Below are 16633 nucleotides of genomic sequence, written 5' to 3' on the forward strand. Positions count from 1 at the left end.
CGCTCGTGGGTCCGCTCGTGGGTCCGTTCATCGGTCCGTTCATCGGTCCGTTCATCGGTCCGCCCTTCCCGGCTCGTCGTCTTCCAGGAGCAGCCGCAGCACCGGCAGCACTCCGTCGGCCCGCTCCTCGTCGAGGCCCTCGGCGAAGCCGGGTGTTCCGGCCTCGGAACGGGTCGCGGCCGCGGAGGGGCCGCGTGCGACCAGTTCGCCCAGGGTGCGGCGCACGCCGGGCTCGTACGCCGAGAACGTGCGGCGCAGCAGGGGCAGTACGTCGGTGAACGCCTCCCCCGTCACACCGGTCAGCCAGTCGTCGACCAGGCCGAGCAGCCGTTCGTCGTGGACGAGGAGCATGCCTCCTCCCCCGCCGGCGCCGCCGACGAAGCCCTCGATCCAGGCGGCGGCGTCGGCGGGCGGGGTCCCGGGCGAGAGGGCGAGGCCCATGAGCCGCGCCGCCTCGTCCTCGTCGAGCCGTCCCTCGTCGAGGAGCAGCCGGGCGGCCCGGCCCCGGATGACTCCCGGCACGCTGTCGCGGGCGGCGAGCCCGCGGAGCACTCCCGTCCAGCGGTCGGTGCGCTCCGCGCTGTCGGGCAGCAGTCCGAGGGCGGTGTGGACGGCGTCGAGACGGCCGCGCATCTCGGCGGCGGCGTCGGTGTCGAGGCCGGTGCAGGCGGGGGGAAGGCCGACGCAGATCCGGTCGGCGAGCCCGGCCGCGACCTCGGCGAGCGCGGCCGTGTCGGTGGCGCGTACGTCTCCGTAGCGCAGGGAGCGGGCGAGCGCGGGCAGGGCCTGGGCGAGGTGGCCGACGTCGGTGTCGAGCGCGGCCCGGTCGGCGAGGGCCGTCATCACGACGGGTAGGGCCTCGCCGAGTCCGGCGAGCAGGCACTGCTCGGCGAGCTCGGTGACATCGGCGAGTGCGGTGGCCTCCAGGGCGCGGGCCTCGGCCTTGGCGGTGGCGGCGGAGGCGACGGTGGTGCCCCAGACGCCGGCCTCGGCGACCCGGACGTGCAGTTCCGGCTCCCAGCGCAGCCGCCAGCTCTCCCGGAAGGTGCCGGTGCTGCCGCGTCCGGCGACGGGTTCGCCCCAGCCGACGGCGAGGAGCCGCAGTCGGTGCAGCAGCCGGCTGCGGGCGGCGTCGTTCTCCTTGCGCAGGTCGAGCTCCAGCTCCCGCTCCTGAGCCTCGGGCTTGAGGCGCAGGCTCCGCTGGAGGCGGGCCAGGTCGCGCTGGAGCGGTACGGCGGGGGCGGCGGCGGGAACCTCGCCGAGGACGTCGCCGACGACGAGGCGGTCACGGATGAGGTCGAGCGGCACGTCGGACCCGTCGCACATCACGGCCCGTACGGCGTCGGTGGTCTCGCCGAGCCCCGCCAGCGGCCGGCCGCGCATCGCCGCGAGGGTCTCCGCGAGCCGTACGGCCTCGATGACATGGGCGGGGGACACGATCCGGTCCTCCGCGCGCAGGAGGCCCGCGACCTTGGTCATCCAGCGCTCGACCGGCCGGTCGGGGGCGGCGAAGACATGGCCGTACCAGCCGGGCGCGTCGATACCGGCGCCGTAGCCCGAGCGGCGGGCGAGCCGGCGGTGGGTCCAGGGGACCCACGTCATCTCGGTCTTGACCTTCGGCAGGCCCTTGAGCAGGGCGCGGTCGGCCGTGGCGGTCGCCTTGCGGGTCAGCGCGGGCGCATGCCAGGCGCCGCAGACGACGGCCACGTCGTCACCGAACTCCTTGCGGGCGGAGCGGAGTTGGAGGCGCATGTACGCCTCGCGGACCAGGTCGCGGGCGTGGCCGCCGTGGCCGTAGGCCTCGCGCAGGGCACCCATGGCGTCGGCGAGCGCCTCGAACGGAGCCACGGGGTCGGCGGGGGCGTCGGCCCCGCGCACCTCGATCACGTCCTCCCACCAGCGCTCGGGGTCGTCGTATCCGGCGGCCCGCGCGAGCTCGGCGATCGGGTCGATCCGCAGGCCTCCCTGGCCGGCTTCGCCGTCGCCCCAGGTGGGTTCGGCGCCGGCGAGGGTGTGCGCGGCGGGGAGGTCGACGAAGCGGACGGCGGCGCCGTGGGCCAGGGCCCAGCGGATGGCCACCCACTCGGGCGAGAACTCCGCGAACGGCCAGAACGCGGCCCGTCCGGGATCGTCCACGGCGTGGGCCAGCAGCGCGACCGGCGGCCGCATCCCGTCGTCGGCGGCGAGCGCGAGAAGCCCGTCGGCCTCGGGCGGCCCCTCGATCAGCACGGCCGCGGGCCGCGCCGCGTCGAGCGCCGCGCGCACGGCCCGCGCGGACCCGGGCCCGTGATGCCGCACGCCAAGGACCAGCGGCGCACCCCGCCCACCGGACACGCGATCCCCTCCGCCCGACCCACGTCGGACTTCCCCGCGCCCGGAGGGCTCGGTGGCCTCTGCGCCGGCCCGCTCCCCCACCGGCAGGCCACGCCGCACCTCCGCGCGCTCCCCGGGCTCGGCGTGCCCGGCGGGCCCGGCGCCGGTCTGCTCCCCCACCGGCAGGCCACGCCCCGCCTCCGCGCGCTCCCCGGGCCCGCAGTGCCCGGCGGGCCCGGCGCCGGCCCGCTCCCCCACCGGCAGGCCACGCCCCGCCTCCGCGCGCTCCCCGGGCCCGCAGTGCCCGGCGGGCCCGGCGGGCCCGGCGCCGGCCTGCTCCCCCACCCCCGAGTCACGCCGCAGCTCCCGGCGCTCGTCGGCCTCTCCGCCGACCCGCTCCCCCACCGCCGAGCCACGCCGCGCCTCCCCGCGCTCGGCGGTATCGGCGCCGGGCGGAGGCGCCGCGGGTCCTGGGAGGGCGGACGCAGTGCGGGCGCTCGGGCCCGCCGGGGCCGGAGCCGCCCCCGTCACCGTCGAGGGCGCCGTCACGCGCTCACCTCGCGGCAGGCGCGGTAGAAGTCCTTCCAGCCGTCTCTCTCCCGGACGACCGTCTCCAGGTACTCCTGCCAGATGACCCGGTCCGCGGCCGGGTCGCGGACGACCGCGCCGAGGATGCCGGCGGCGACGTCGCCGGGGCGCAGGACGCCGTCGCCGAAGTGGGCGGCGAGGGCGAGGCCGCCGGTGACGACGGAGATGGCCTCGGCCGTCGACAGCGTCCCCGAAGGGGACTTGAGCTTGGTGCGGCCGTCCGTCGTGACTCCGTCGCGCAGCTCGCGGAAGACGGTGACGACCCGGCGGATCTCCTCGACGCCCTCCGGCACGGCGGGCAGGTCGAGCGAGCGGCCGATCTGGTCGACGCGGCGCGCGACGATGTCGACCTCCGCGTCCGGGGTGGCGGGCAGCGGCAGCACGACGGTGTTGAAGCGGCGGCGCAGCGCGCTGGAGAGGTCGTTGACCCCTCGGTCGCGGTCGTTGGCGGTGGCGATGAGGTTGAAGCCGCGGACGGCCTGCACCTCCTGGCCCAGCTCCGGCACGGGCAGGGTCTTCTCGGACAGGATCGTGATGAGCGTGTCCTGCACGTCGGCTGGGATGCGGGTGAGCTCCTCGACGCGCGCGGTGAGCCCCTCGGACATCGCGCGCATGACGGGGCTGGGCACGAGCGCGTCCCTGCTGGGGCCGTGGGCGAGCAGCCGGGCGTAGTTCCAGCCGTACCGGATCGCCTCCTCGGGCGTCCCGGCCGTGCCCTGGACCAGCAAAGTCGAGTCGCCGCTGACGGCCGCGGCGAGGTGCTCGGAGACCCAGGTCTTGGCGGTGCCGGGGACGCCGAGCAGCAGCAGCGCCCGGTCGGTGGCGAGCGTGGTGACGGCGACCTCGACGATCCGGCGCGGCCCGACGTACTTCGGTGTGATCACCGTCCCGTCGGGGAGCGTGCCGCCGAGGAGATAGGTGGCGACGGCCCACGGCGAGAGCTGCCAACGGACGGGCCTCGGCCGGTCGTCGGCGGCGGCGAGCGCCTTGAGCTCGTCCGCGAAGGCGTGCTCGGCGTGCGGCCGCAGGGCCTCGGCCCCGGTGTCGGCGTCGGCGTCGGCGTCGGCCCCGGCGTCGGACACGTGGCTCGCGATGGTTTCGGGCACGGTCATGGATCCCCCTCCAGATCGTTCGACCTGATGTGTGACCCACCGTGCACCACGCCACTGACAATCGACCGTCGCCGCAGGTCGGACCCGTTGTCAGTGGCGCCCCCTACGGTCGTGGGCATGGACACACAGGGGGTGCGCTGGACGGCGGATCAGGTGCTGGCTCTGGCTCCTGACGACGCCTCACGCAGAGCGGAAAGCAAGCTCGGCGCGGCCGGGCCGTGGTCCGGTGCCGGCAGCGACGGCGGGGCGGTCTGGGGGCTGTGCCGCGGCAGCGGCAGCACGCCGTACCGCACGGTCGTCGACACCACGGGCCCGGCGTACACCTGCAGTTGCCCCAGCCGGAAGTTCCCGTGCAAGCACGCGCTGGGGCTGCTGCTGCTCTGGGCGTCGGACACGACGGCCGTCGCGGGCACGGACGTTCCGGACTGGGCGGCGCAGTGGCTCGAGGGCAGACGCAAGCGCGCCGAGCAGCAGCAGAGCGAGGCCGGCCCCGCAGGCCCCGCCGACCCGGCGGCCGCACGCCGCAGGGCGGAGCGCCGGGCGGCCCGGATCACCGCGGGCGCCGAGGAGTTGGAGCAGCGGCTCGCCGACCTGCTGCGCGGCGGACTGGCCTCGGCCGATCAGTCGGGCTACGGCCTCTGGGAGGAGACCGCGGCCCGCATGGTCGACGCCCAGGCACCGGGGCTCGCGGGCCGGGTCAGGGAGTTGGGCGCGATACCGGGCTCGGGCCCTGGCTGGCCAGTCCGGCTCCTGGAGGAGTGCGCGCTGACCCATCTCCTCGACCGGGCCTGGCTCCGCGTCGACCGGCTCCCCGCCCCGCTGGCGGCGACCGTCCGCACCCGGGTGGGCCTGACCACGCCCGCGGAAGGCCCTTCGGTACGGGACCGCTGGCTGGTCCTCTCCCAGTACGACTCCGCCGACGGCAAGCTGACGACCCGCCGCATCTGGCTCCAGGGCCGGGACACCGGGCGCACGGCGCTGCTCCTCTCTTTCGGAGCCGCGGGACGCGCGCCCCAACTGGCGCTCCCCGTAGGCGTGGTCGTCGACGCCGCGCTCACCCTCCACACGGGCGCGGGAGCGGTACGGGCCGAGCTGGGCGAACAGTTCGCGGCCCCGGTCCCGCTCGACGCCCCGCCCCGGGGCGGAACGGTCGGGGACGCGCTCAGCGACTACGGGCGCGCCCTGCAAGAGGATCCCTGGCTGGACTCCTGGCCGGCGACGCTCTGCGACGTCGTACCGATACCGACGGAGCACGGCTGGCAGCTCGCCGACGCGGCACCGGGCGCGGGCGGCGGCGAGGCGCTGCCGCTCACCGGTCCCGCGGCCGCCCGGCCGGGGCTGTGGCGGCTCGCCGCGCTCTCCGGGGGCGGGCCCGTGACCGTGTTCGGGGAGTGCGGGCACCGGGGGTTCACCCCGCTCGCCGCGTGGTCCGCCGACGCCCCCGGCGAGACCGTCCCGCTCCACTGACCCCTCACGACCGAACGACGCCAGCCTGGAGGCTTCGATGGACGCCTGGGAAGAACTCGTCACCTCGGCGCTGCTCGGCACCGACCGGCGGCCGCCCTCGCTCCCCGGCGCGGCTGCCGGCGACGCACCCGTCGCGCTGCTCGACGCCGCCGCGCTGCACACCGTACGGCGCAGGGCGGGGCTGCGGCCCGGGCCCGCCGGTGCGGCGCCGGAGCCCGCCCCCGCGGACGACCGCACGCCCCTGCCCGAAGCCGCCCGCCGCCGTCTCGGTCAGCTTCTCGCGGGTCGCGCCACGCCCGCACCGTCAGGAGGGCGACGCGGGGCCGCGCCCGACCTCGCCGAGCTGCTCCCGCAGTGGCTCGCCGCCGCCAACGAGCACGGCTACCGGGCGCCCGCCTCCGCGCTGCCCGCCCTCCTCGACGCCGCCCGCGCCCGTACCGATCTGCGGCCCCAGGCGCTCGCCCTGGCCGGGCCGCGCGGGTTGTGGCTGGCCCGGCTCAACCCGGACTGGAAGTTCGCCCTGCGCGGGGCCGCCGGAAGCACCGCGCTCCCCGACACCCGGGACGGCGAGGCGGTATGGGCGCTGTGGGAGGAGGGCCTGTTCGCCGAGCGGGTCGCGCTGCTCGGCTCCCTCCGGGCCGCGGACCCGGCGGCCGCCCTGGCGCTGCTCCGTTCCACCTGGGCGGCGGAGCGGGCCGAGGACCGGCTGATGTTCCTTGACTCCCTGCGGGCCGGACTCTCGGACGCGGACGAGGAGTTCCTGGAGGCGGCGCTGTCCGACCGCAGCCGCAACGTCCGCTCCACCGCGGCCGAACTGCTCTCCGCGCTGCCCCAGTCGGCGCTCGCGGGGCGGATGGCACGGCGCGCGGAGTCCTGCGTCTCCCTGGACCGTACGGAAGGGGGCGCGACGATCGTCGTCGAGGCGCCGCACGAGTGCGACGCGGGAATGCAGCGGGACGGACTCATACCCACCCCGCCGACGGGCCGGGGCGAGCGCTCCTGGTGGCTGGGGCAGCTCGTCGAGTCGGCGCCGCTGTCCTGCTGGCCGGCGCGGTTCGGCGGGCGGTCGCCCGAGGAGATCGTCGCCCTGCCGGTCGCCGACGACTGGCAGGCGGAACTGCACGCCGCCTGGTGCCGCGCGGCGGTACGGCAGCGGGACGCCGACTGGTCACGGGCCCTGCTCGGCGCCCCGGCCGTCCCGCCGGCGACCGGCCCGGGCACCTCGTCCCTCGCGGAACGGGCGAAGCTGCTCTCGACGCTCCCGGACGGGGAACGGGCCCTCTGGGTCGCCTCGTTCATCGCGGCGCACGGTCTGTCGGAGGCCTTCCAACTCCTCGGCGTCTGCACGGTCCCCTGGGCGGAGCCGCTGGGCAGCGCGGTGATCGACGCCCTGGACATCGCGCGGGAAGCGGGCAGCTACCCCTGGAGTTTCAGCGGGGTGATGGGACTCGCGGAGCGCTGCCTGTCCCCGGACGCGGCGGCCCAGCTCGAGTCCCTGACCGCGCTCCCCGCGGAAGCGGAGGACGCGTCCCCGGGAGCCGGGGGGTACTGGTCCGAGGCGTTCCAGCGTCTGGTGTCGACGCTGCACCTGCGGGCGTCGATGCGAGCGGAGCTGGCGGGCTGACGTCCCTGGGGCCCACGGCCGGACTGGCCGGTCACCAGATGCCGCCAGCGAACCGGCTACCCGCCATACGGCCGCGCTGTCTTCAGGAGGGCCGGCATCTGGTGTCCCCGGCGGTCCGATGGCCCGGCAGCAGGCCTGCCCGCCGTCCCGACGCCCGGCAGTCGTGTGGTCCGGCGTCTGGCGGTCCCGTGATCCAGCAATCCGGGGTCCGGCGTCCGGCGGTCCGACCCCCGGCGGACTTGTGGTCCGGCGGTCCGAGGTCCGGCAGTCTCGTGTCCAGTGGTCAGGGATCCGGCAGTCACGGATCCGCGGGTCTCGTGGTCCGATGGCCGGCGGCAAGCCTGCCCGGTGCCCATGGCCCGACGGCCCAATGGCCCGGATGGCCCGGATGGCCCGGATGGCGGGTCACGACGGGGACGCCCGCCGCACCCCGCTCCGCGGGGCTACGCGGCGACGCGGACGTTCGCGTTGACCCAGTCGACGATCGACGCCGTGGTCGCGCCCGGCGTGAAGATCTCCGCCACGCCCTTCTCCTTCAGCGGTGCGATGTCCGCGTCCGGGATGATGCCGCCGCCGAAGACCTTGATGTCCTCCGCGTCGCGCTCCCGGAGCAGCTCCAGGACCTTCACGAACAGCGTGTTGTGCGCGCCCGAGAGGATCGACAGGCCGATCGCGTCGGCGTCCTCCTGGATCGCCGTGTCCACGATCTGCTCGGGCGTCTGGTGCAGCCCCGTGTAGATGACCTCCATGCCGGCGTCGCGCAGTGCTCGCGCGATCACCTTGGCACCGCGATCGTGGCCGTCGAGACCCGGCTTGGCCACCACCACGCGGATCGGACCGGTCACACCCATCACTGCCTCCACATGCGACCCCCGCGCCTGATTGCCGGGGAGGTGAACGAACGTTATCGACAGCATCCCGCAAGCGGCCGTTTCGCGGTGGCCGGCGAGGGGGAAATCACACGGTGGGACATGTTCGCTCTGCGCCGGACCCTCCCGGGCCCTCCTCCTGGGCCCACATCAGCCGCAATGGGGTCGTGCGCAAGGGAGCCGCTACGGGGTCGCCGTACCTCCGCGCCGTTCAGCCGCACGGCACGGGGGTACGGCACACAGCACTGCCGTTCGGCGCCCGCGTGCCGTTCGGGAGGTCGCCGATGGAGCTCACCAGGCTCACCAAGGTCACCACTGCGCTGAAGGCCAACGCCCTCGAGCTGGCGATCCTCACCGGCCATCTGCTCCTCTACCCCTCCGGCATCGCCGCCGAGCGCCCCGCGTCGCCCCCGTCCCCGTCACCGGAGGCCGGTGCCGGCGGCGGGACCGCGGGCCCCGGCACCGACGCGGGCCGCCCTGTCGTCCTCCTGCACGGCTTCGTCGACAACCGCTCCGTGTTCGTCCTGCTGCGCCGTTCCCTCGCCCGTCAGGGCGGCCGTCGCCATATCGAGTCGTTCAACTACTCTCCGCTCACCTGCGACCTGCGCGCGGCCGCCGACCTCCTCGGCCGCCATGTGGAGGAGCTCTGCGCCCGCGCCGGCCATCACGAGGTCGACATCGTCGGGCACAGCCTGGGCGGCCTCATCGCCCGTTATTACGTACAGCGCCTGGGCGGTGACACACGGGTGCGCACGCTGGTCATGCTGGGCACCCCGCACGCCGGCACCACCGCGGCCCCGTGGGCCGGCGCCCACCCCCTGGTCCGCCAGATGCGGCCCGGCTCCGAGGTGCTGCGCGAGCTCGCCGAGCCCGCGCCGGACTGCCGGACGCGCTGCGTCAGCTTCTGGAGCGATCTCGACCAGGTGATGGTCCCGGTGGAGACCGCGCGGCTCGACCACCCCGATCTGGTGGTGCACAACGTCCGCGTCAGCGGGATCGGTCATCTCGCCCTGCCGGTGCATCCGACCGTCGCGGCCGGGATCCGCCAGGCGCTCGACTCGGAGGAGTCGGCCGCCGCCACGCCGGAAGCCGGGTCCGGGGCCGCCTCCGTGGCGTGAGCCCGAGACACGCGCCCCCGCGCGCGACCCGGCGCATGTTGCGGCACGCGGACGCCTGACGACCCGCCAGAAGGCATCTGTTCTTCGAACGTTCCTCGAACACAGAGCCAAAGCTCTCTCCCGAGGCCGCCGAAACACGGCCGATTGCCCGTTTCCTGCGGTCCCGAACCCCTCCGAAGATTGTCGCTTGCGTATACCGCCGGGTACAGTCGCGCCACTGCTTAACCCCGGGACCCCCCTCGTGGGCCCGCCCGGACTGGTCCTGCCGCCGAGGCGAGAGAGAAGTTGGTGAACGACCAGCACCCCCACGCCGGGTACGTCGGAGACGACGCCCACAGCACCGGCAGCTTCGCCACCGACCCGCTCTTCGGCACCCTCCCGGGCGGCTACGAAGCAGGTCACAGCGGCCAGTACGACACCACTCAGTGGAACGGCAGCCACCAGTGGGAGACCGGCGCGTACGACACCTATGTCGCACAGCAGCCGATGACGCAGCAGCAGTACGACACCACCGGCCAGTACGACACCACCGGTCAGTACGACGCCACGGGCCAGTGGGACGCCACCGCCTGGACCGAGGCGCAGCAGACCGGACAGTACGAGACCGCGCACTTCACCTCGTACGACACCACCGGCCAGTGGACGACCCCCTCCTACGAGACGGGTACGTACGACGCCACCGCCTGGAACTACGCCGAGCCCGTCGTTCCGCAGCAGTACACCCCCGAGTACGAGTTCGTGCCCGAGCAGCAGGCCGAGCAGCTCGTCGAGCACACCGCCCAGTTCGAGGCCGTCACGGCGGACGAGACCTACGACGAGAACTACGCGGACTCGTACGAGGACGGCTACACGTACGAGTACACCTACGAGTCCCCGGCGGAGTCCGAGGAGCCGGCCGTCGAGATCCTCACGGAGACTCCGGCCACTACCGCCACCGCTGCCGCCGCCGCGACCGCCACGGCCGCCCGTCCGGTACGCCGCTCCTCGGGTGGCGGCCGAGGCCGTCGCCGTACGCCCGCCAAGCGCTCCGCGCTCCTGACCGTCGCCGTCCCGTCCGCCTGTGTCATGGGTGTCGCCGGGATCGCCGCCGCCTCGGTCGGCGGGCTCGCCGACGCGGGCGACGCGAAGGACGACACGACGGCGCTCGCCGCCGCCGACCCGTCCTCGGTCAAGCCGGTCGCCGCCAACAACAGCTTCGACACCCAGCTCGACGCGCTCGACGCCGACGCCCGCGACTTCGGCGACCGCGCCAACCGCACCCAGGAGCGCATCGACCTCAAGCTGCGCCAGGAGGCGGAGCGGAAGAAGCGCGAGGAGGAGGCGGCCCGCAGGGAGGCGCTGCGCCCGAAGTTCATGCTGCCGGTGAAGCTGCACCAGCTCAGCGCGCGCTACGGCCAGGCCGGCGTCAACTGGATGTCCCTGCACACCGGTATCGACTTCCCGGTCCAGTACGGCACCAAGGTGATGGCCGCGACGGACGGCACGGTCCGGACCCAGTGGAACAGCGCCTACGGCAACATGGCGATCGTGACCGCCGCGGACGGCACCGAGACCTGGTACTGCCACCTGAGCAGCACCAAGATCCGCTCCGGCAAGGTCAAGGCCGGCGATGTCATTGCGTACTCGGGCAACTCGGGCAACTCCACCGGCCCGCACCTCCACTTCGAGGTACGGCCGAACGGCGGCGCGGCGATCGACCCGCTGCCGTGGCTGCGCAGCCACGGTCTCGACCCGACCGGCTGAGCTTCGGACATACGACGAGAGAGGGGCCCCGGCCGAAAGCCGGGGCCCCTCTCTCGTCGCGTACCGCTTCCTACAGCTTCTCGACCGGCGCGTAGCGCAGCAGCAGCCGCTTGGGCTTCTCGTCGCCGAAGTCGATCGTCGCCTGCGCGTCGGCGCCTGCGCCCGTGACCTGCATGACCGTGCCGAGGCCGAACTGGTCGTGCGTGACCCGGTCGCCGACCTGGAGCGAGATCACCGGCTTGTCGGTGGTCCGGCGGGTGGCGAAGCCCGAGGGGCCGGAGCGGGCGCGGGAGGAGGAGAGCGAGGAGGTGATCCCCGAGGTCGGCCCGGCGGGCTTGACCATGGGGCCGGTCCGCTTCCAGTCCAGATACGTCGGCGGGATCTCCTCCAGGAAGCGCGAGGCCGGGTTGTACGAGGGCTGGCCCCAGGCGCTGCGCATCGAGGAGCGGGTCAGATACAGCCGCTCGCGGGCGCGCGTGATGCCCACGTACGCGAGCCGCCGCTCCTCCTCCAGCTCCTTGGTCTGGCCGAGCGCGCGCATGTGCGGGAAGACGCCGTCCTCCATGCCGGTCAGGAACACCACGGGGAATTCGAGGCCCTTGGCCGTGTGCAGCGTCATCAGCGTGATGACGCCCGAGCCTTCCTCGTCCTCGTCGGGGATCTGGTCGGAGTCGGCGACGAGCGCGACCTGCTCCAGGAACTCGGCGAGGGTCGCCGGCTCCTCGCCGCGCTCCTGCTCGAACTCCAGGGCCACGGCGGCCAGTTCCTGGAGGTTCTCGATCCGGGTCTCGTCCTGCGGGTCGGTGGAGGCCTGCAGCTCGGCGAGGTAGCCGGTCCGCTCCAGTACGGCCTCGAGGACGACGGCCGGTCCGGCGCCGGAGTCGACGACGGTACGGAGCTCCTCCATGAGGGTGTTGAAGCGCTTGACGGCGTTGGCGGAGCGGGCCGCCATGCCGTACGCCTCGTCGACCCGCTTCAGCGCCTGCGGGAAGGTGATCTTCTCCCGGAGGGACAGGGCGTCGATCATCGCCTCGGCGCGCTCGCCGATACCGCGCTTGGGCACGTTCAGGATCCGGCGCAGCGGGACGTTGTCCTCGGGGTTGGCGAGCACGCGCAGGTAGGCGAGGACGTCGCGGACCTCCTTGCGCTCGTAGAAGCGCACGCCGCCGACGACCTTGTACGGCAGGCCGACGCGGATGAAGATCTCTTCGAAGACACGGGACTGGGCGTTGGTGCGGTAGAAGACGGCGACGTCGCCGGCCTTCGCCTCGCCCGCGTCCGTGAGCCGGTCGATCTCGTCGGCGACGAACTGGGCCTCGTCGTGCTCGGTGTCGGCGACGTACCCGGTGATCTGCGCGCCCGCGCCCGCGTTCGTCCACAGGTTCTTGGGGCGGCGGGACTCGTTGCGCTCGATGACGGCGTTGGCGGCGGAGAGGATCGTCTGCGTCGAGCGGTAGTTCTGCTCCAGCAGGATCGTCGTCGCGTTCGGGTAGTCCTCCTCGAACTGGAGGATGTTGCGGATGGTCGCGCCGCGGAAGGCGTAGATCGACTGGTCCGCGTCACCGACGACGCACAGCTCGGCCGGCTCCAGGTCCTCGTAGCCGGTGCCGACCAGCTCCCGTACGAGGGTGTACTGGGCGTGGTTGGTGTCCTGGTACTCGTCGACGAGGACGTGGCGGAAGCGGCGGCGGTAGTGCTCGGCGACGTCGGGGAACGCCTGGAGCAGGTGGACCGTCGTCATGATGATGTCGTCGAAGTCCAGGGCGTTGGCCTCGCGCAGCCGCGCCTGGTACATCCGGTACGCCTCGGCCAGCGTCTTCTCGAAGCCGTCGGCGGCCTGGTCGGCGAAGGCCTCCTCGTCGATCAGCTCGTTCTTGAGGTTCGAGATCTTGGCGCTGAAGGACTTCGGCGGGAACTTCTTGGGGTCGAGGTCCAGATCGCGGCAGACCAGGGCCATCAGGCGCTTGGAGTCCGCGGCGTCGTAGATCGAGAACGACGAGGTGAAGCCGAGCTTCTTCGACTCGCGGCGCAGGATGCGGACGCACGCGCTGTGGAACGTCATGACCCACATGGCGTTGGCGCGCGGGCCGACGAGGTGCTCGACGCGCTCCTTCATCTCCCCGGCGGCCTTGTTGGTGAAGGTGATCGCCAGTATCTGGCCGGGGTGGACGTGCCGGGTGGCCAGGAGGTGGGCGATGCGGTGGGTGAGCACCCGGGTCTTGCCGGAGCCGGCGCCCGCGACGATGAGCAGCGGGGTGTCGGTGTGGACGACGGCGGCGCGCTGCTGCTCGTTCAGCCCCTCCAGGAGCGCGGCGGCGTCCACGACGGGGCGGTGCGCTCCGTCGCGGTAGTACGCGTCCCGGGGCGCGGGCGCGTCGAAGCGGCCCTCGAAGAGGTCGTGCGGGACCTCCTCCGCGGCCGGGGCGCCGTGCTCGTGGTGCTCGTCGTCCTCGGGCGGGGGCGGGGGCTCCTCCGAGGAGTGGTTCTGGAGGCTCGCCAGGAAGCTGTCGTCAAAGAGGCTGCTCATCGCTTAACGAGTCTAGGCCGCCGCACCGACAGCCCGGCCCCGCCTCCCGAAGTGACCGAAATCTCACGGAGGGTGACCGTCCGCTTCAGGTCACGAAAATGTATCGGGCATATCGAACATCGGACTTCCCAGCCGACCCACGCGTTGGCTAGCGTGCTCGCCCAAGCAGCCCGTCCCCTCCGACGGCGAAACGCGCCGAGCGGGCCGCCCCCGCCGAAACCGGCCCTGCCCCACGGCAGTTGCACGTCCGGTCGACTCCCTCGGCGGCCACGGAAGGAGATGCCGGTCTTGGCGTCCCATCGCAAGCCGCGCAGCACACGTCCGCACTCCCCCGCCGTCGGGGTCACGACGGCCGCTCTGGCCTCCGTCACGCTGCTGTCCACGCAGAGTGCCCAGGCCGCGCCCGCCGCCCCGCCGAGGCCCACGGTCGAGGAGGTCCAGAAGAAGGTCGACGACCTGTACCGGCAGGCCGGCACGGCGACGCAGGAGTACAACCGGGCCAAGGAGGCCACCGACCAGCAGCGCCGCAAGGTCGGCGGGCTCCTCGACGACGTGGCCCGCCGCACGGACGAGGCCAACGAGGCGCGGCGCGCGCTCGGCTCCTACGCGGCGGCGCAGTACCGGGCAGGGGCGGTCAGCCCCACGGCCGCGCTGATCTTCTCGGACAGCCCGCAGGCGTACTTCGACCAGACCCACCTCATGGGCCGGCTCTCCGAGCGCCAGCGCAGCGCGGTGGCGGACTACGAGGACAAGGCCGCCGCGGCGGCGAAGCAGCGGGCCGAGGCGACGAAGAGCCTGGAGAGCCTCACCGAGTCGCAGGCGACGCTGCGCACGACGAAGCAGACCGTCCAGCAGAAGCTGGCCGAGGCGCGGACGCTGCTGGCCCGGCTGACGGCCGAGGAGAAGGCCCGGCTCGCGGAGCTGGAGCGCAAGCGCGAGGCCGAGGCGCGCCGCAAGGCGGAGGAACGCGCGAAGGCGGAGGCCGAGGCGGCGGCGGCAGAGGCCGAACGGCAGCGCCAGGAGGAGGCGGCCCGCCAGGAACAGCAGCCCGAGACGCCGACCACGACCACCCCGCCGCCGGCGACCGGTGACTCGACGTACGCGGCGAAGGCGGAGAAGGCGCTGGCGTTCGCCCGGGCCCAGATCGGCAAGCCGTACGTCTGGGGTGCGACGGGCCCGAGCTCGTACGACTGCTCGGGACTGACCCAGGCCGCCTGGAAGGCCGCGGGCGTCGATCTGCCCCGCACCACCTGGGACCAGGTGGAGGTGGGCACCCGGGTCGCGACGGAGGATCTGCTCCCCGGCGATCTCGTCTTCTTCTACGACGACATCAGCCACGTCGGCCTCTACATCGGCGGCGGCAAGATGATCCACGCCCCGAAGCCGGGCGCCTACGTCCGCGAGGAGTCGATCTACTACATGCCGATCTACGGCAACGTCCGCCCGGCCTGACGCCCCTGTGCGACCTCGTCGTCCATCAGGTCCAGAGCGTGGCGATGAAGATGTTGGCGATGGTCAGGCCGCCGACGGCGCCGAAGAGCGCCTTGGACACCTTGTCCTCGTCCCGCTTCACGTACACCAGGCCCAGGATGACGACGAGGATCGCCAGCTTGATGCCGACCTTCAGGTTGTTGACGCTCTGGTCGTCGGCCTGGTTGAGGCCGACCAGGGCGACGCCGGTGATCAGCATGGTCAGCGCGCCGTGCAGCATCGCCGGGACGAAGCGGGCCGTCCCCGCGCCCATCGCCTTCATCTGAGTGAGGAATCCGCCGAGCAGGGACCCGATTCCGATGATGTGCAGGGCGACGAAGACATTGATGAGTACGTCCATGGGGCGGAGCCTAACCGGGCCTTAGCAGCACCCTTCGGCCGGGTCCAGCTTGTCCGGCGCATCGGTCAGGCTCGCCCCGGAATCCGGCGTCCAGTCGTCGCTGCGGCCGGACGCGAACGATCCCGGAGCGCCAACTCGGGTCAATAGCGGTCAACTCCCCGCCCCGCCGTGACGCCCAGGTTTAGCGTCCTCCCCCAGGTGGCCGGCTCCCCACCACCGTCGGTCCTTCCGGCGGCAGTCGGCCGCCCCCGCCGAGAAACCCGGCGGTGGGCCGTCTCCCCTGTGCGGCCCATCGCCGGACCCGGCCGGGCATCGACCCTCACAGGGAGAGGATGTGACCCGCCCTCGTGGCAGCACACCGGAAGCCCAAGCAGTCCCCCCTCGGTGGGCAGGCGGCGCGGACCGCCGCCACGCTCGCCCTCGCCTCCGCGGCGACGGCGACCCTCTTCGAGGGGTCGGGGCACGCCGAGCCCCGGCTCACCCCCGCCCAGGTCAAGGCGAAGGTCGACCGGCTGTACCAGGAGGCCGAGGTGGCCACCGAGAAGTACAACGGGGCGAAGGAGCAGGCGGACCAGGCGCGGGGCGCGCTCGACCGGCTGCGCGACGAGGCGGCCCGCAGGACGGAGCGGCTCAACACCGTCCGCAACGGGCTCGGTTCCATCGCGGCCGCCCAGTACCGCTCCGGCGGCCTGGACCCCGCCGTGCAGCTCGCGCTGACCTCCGACCCGGAGCAGTACCTGGAGCGCGCCGCGCTCGCCGAGAAGGCCGGGGCACGGCAGGCGGCGGCCATCAGCTCCGTACAGCGTGAGCTCGCCGGGATCCGGCAGCTGCGCGCCGAGTCCGCGGAGCGGCTGACGCAGCTGCGCGGGCACGAGGCCGATCTGCGGCGGCAGAAGGCGGCCGTGCAGGGCAAGCTCGAGGAGGCGCGGACGCTGCTGGCCCGGCTGACCGCCGAGGAGCGGGCACGCTACGAGGCGGCGGCGGCCGGGTCGGGCCGGGACGGCGCCGAGGGCTCCGCCGGCGCGACCGGGGAGCGGGCGGACCGGACGTCCGCGCCGCGCGGCCCGGTCACGGCGCCGAACAGCCGCGCCGCGCAGGCCATCGCCTTCGCCCACGACCAGATCGGCAAGCCGTACGTGTGGGGCGCGACGGGCCCGTCGGCGTACGACTGCTCGGGCCTGACCCAGGCCGCCTGGCGTTCCGCCGGGGTGGCGCTGCCGCGCACGACGTACACGCAGATCAACGCCGGCCGGCGGGTGTCGCGCTCCGAACTGGCCCCGGGGGACCTGGTGTTCTTCTACTCGGGCATCAGCCACGTGGGGCTGTACATCGGCGGCGGCCAGATGATCCACGCCCCCCGGCCGGGCGCGCCCGTACGGATCGCGCCGATCGACGAGATGCCGTTCGCCGGGGCGACCCGGGTGGGGTGAGGGACTCCTCG

Annotated in this window: 11 protein-coding genes; 6 read left to right on the forward strand and 5 right to left on the reverse strand. The window is 73.8% G+C overall.

What is annotated here, in order from left to right; translation table 11 throughout:
• Nucleotides 1–51 precede the first annotated feature (51 nt).
• Both FDM97_RS31170 and FDM97_RS31175 read right to left on the reverse strand, forming a co-directional pair.
• Nucleotides 52–2334, reverse strand: coding sequence for a DUF5682 family protein (locus FDM97_RS31170; RefSeq protein WP_137995136.1), 2283 nt, complete (start codon nt 2332–2334; stop codon nt 52–54).
• A 524-nt stretch (nt 2335–2858) separates the two neighbouring features.
• Complete coding sequence (locus tag FDM97_RS31175) at nt 2859–4013, reverse strand: ATP-binding protein (protein ID WP_137993848.1); 1155 nt, start codon at nt 4011–4013, stop codon at nt 2859–2861.
• Between the two features lie 117 nt (nt 4014–4130).
• On the opposite strand from FDM97_RS31175, the gene FDM97_RS31180 reads away from it, so the two are divergent.
• Both FDM97_RS31180 and FDM97_RS31185 read left to right on the forward strand, forming a co-directional pair.
• Nucleotides 4131–5480 carry an SWIM zinc finger family protein gene (locus FDM97_RS31180; RefSeq protein ID WP_175439300.1) on the forward strand — a complete coding sequence of 450 codons (1350 nt, stop codon included), beginning with the start codon at nt 4131–4133 and terminating at the stop codon, nt 5478–5480.
• A 37-nt stretch (nt 5481–5517) separates the two neighbouring features.
• On the forward strand, nt 5518–7104 hold the full coding sequence (locus FDM97_RS31185; RefSeq protein WP_137993849.1) for a DUF5691 domain-containing protein: 1587 nt from the start codon (nt 5518–5520) through the stop codon (nt 7102–7104).
• 443 nt (nt 7105–7547) lie between these two features.
• On the opposite strand, the gene FDM97_RS31190 is transcribed toward FDM97_RS31185, so the two are convergent.
• On the reverse strand, nt 7548–7955 hold the full coding sequence (locus FDM97_RS31190) for a cobalamin B12-binding domain-containing protein (RefSeq protein WP_137993850.1): 408 nt from the start codon (nt 7953–7955) through the stop codon (nt 7548–7550).
• Nucleotides 7956–8257: 302 nt separating this feature from the next.
• Here FDM97_RS31190 and FDM97_RS31195 point away from each other — a divergent pair, with 302 nt between their 5' ends.
• Entirely contained in the window at nt 8258–9091 is an 834-nt protein-coding gene (locus FDM97_RS31195) for a lipase family alpha/beta hydrolase (protein WP_137993852.1), read from the forward strand.
• Between the two features lie 288 nt (nt 9092–9379).
• A complete protein-coding gene (locus FDM97_RS31200; protein WP_137993854.1) occupies nt 9380–10834 on the forward strand; it encodes a M23 family metallopeptidase in 1455 nt (484 codons plus the stop codon).
• A 70-nt stretch (nt 10835–10904) separates the two neighbouring features.
• On the opposite strand, the gene pcrA is transcribed toward FDM97_RS31200, so the two are convergent.
• Complete coding sequence (pcrA, locus tag FDM97_RS31205; RefSeq protein WP_137993855.1) at nt 10905–13361, reverse strand: DNA helicase PcrA; 2457 nt, start codon at nt 13359–13361, stop codon at nt 10905–10907.
• 279 nt (nt 13362–13640) lie between these two features.
• Between pcrA and FDM97_RS31210 the strand changes: the two genes are divergently transcribed.
• The gene (locus FDM97_RS31210) at nt 13641–14813 is read left to right on the forward strand and encodes a C40 family peptidase (protein ID WP_137993857.1); all 1173 of its coding nucleotides are present in this window, start codon (nt 13641–13643) and stop codon (nt 14811–14813) included.
• A 25-nt stretch (nt 14814–14838) separates the two neighbouring features.
• On the opposite strand, the gene FDM97_RS31215 is transcribed toward FDM97_RS31210, so the two are convergent.
• Nucleotides 14839–15192, reverse strand: a complete 354-nt coding sequence (locus tag FDM97_RS31215; RefSeq protein ID WP_137993858.1) for a hypothetical protein — start codon at nt 15190–15192, stop codon at nt 14839–14841.
• Nucleotides 15193–15539: 347 nt separating this feature from the next.
• On the opposite strand from FDM97_RS31215, the gene FDM97_RS31220 reads away from it, so the two are divergent.
• Entirely contained in the window at nt 15540–16622 is a 1083-nt protein-coding gene (locus tag FDM97_RS31220; RefSeq protein ID WP_137993860.1) for a C40 family peptidase, read from the forward strand.
• The last annotated feature ends 11 nt before the right edge of the window (nt 16623–16633 follow it).

The sequence above is a fragment of the Streptomyces vilmorinianum genome, from assembly GCF_005517195.1.
GTDB classification, from domain to species: Bacteria; Actinomycetota; Actinomycetes; order Streptomycetales; family Streptomycetaceae; genus Streptomyces; species Streptomyces vilmorinianum.

Excerpts from the sequence above, each read along its gene's own strand:
- FDM97_RS31215 (WP_137993858.1), bottom strand. The coding sequence starts at position 15,192 with ATGGACGTACTCATCAATGTCTTCGTCGCCCTGCACATCATCGGAATC.
- FDM97_RS31175 (WP_137993848.1), bottom strand. The coding sequence starts at position 4,013 with ATGACCGTGCCCGAAACCATCGCGAGCCACGTGTCCGACGCCGGGGCC.
- FDM97_RS31210 (WP_137993857.1), top strand. The coding sequence starts at position 13,641 with ATGCCGGTCTTGGCGTCCCATCGCAAGCCGCGCAGCACACGTCCGCAC.
- FDM97_RS31185 (WP_137993849.1), top strand. The coding sequence starts at position 5,518 with ATGGACGCCTGGGAAGAACTCGTCACCTCGGCGCTGCTCGGCACCGAC.
- FDM97_RS31180 (WP_175439300.1), top strand. The coding sequence starts at position 4,131 with ATGGACACACAGGGGGTGCGCTGGACGGCGGATCAGGTGCTGGCTCTG.
- pcrA (WP_137993855.1), bottom strand. The coding sequence starts at position 13,361 with ATGAGCAGCCTCTTTGACGACAGCTTCCTGGCGAGCCTCCAGAACCAC.
- FDM97_RS31195 (WP_137993852.1), top strand. The coding sequence starts at position 8,258 with ATGGAGCTCACCAGGCTCACCAAGGTCACCACTGCGCTGAAGGCCAAC.
- FDM97_RS31190 (WP_137993850.1), bottom strand. The coding sequence starts at position 7,955 with ATGGGTGTGACCGGTCCGATCCGCGTGGTGGTGGCCAAGCCGGGTCTC.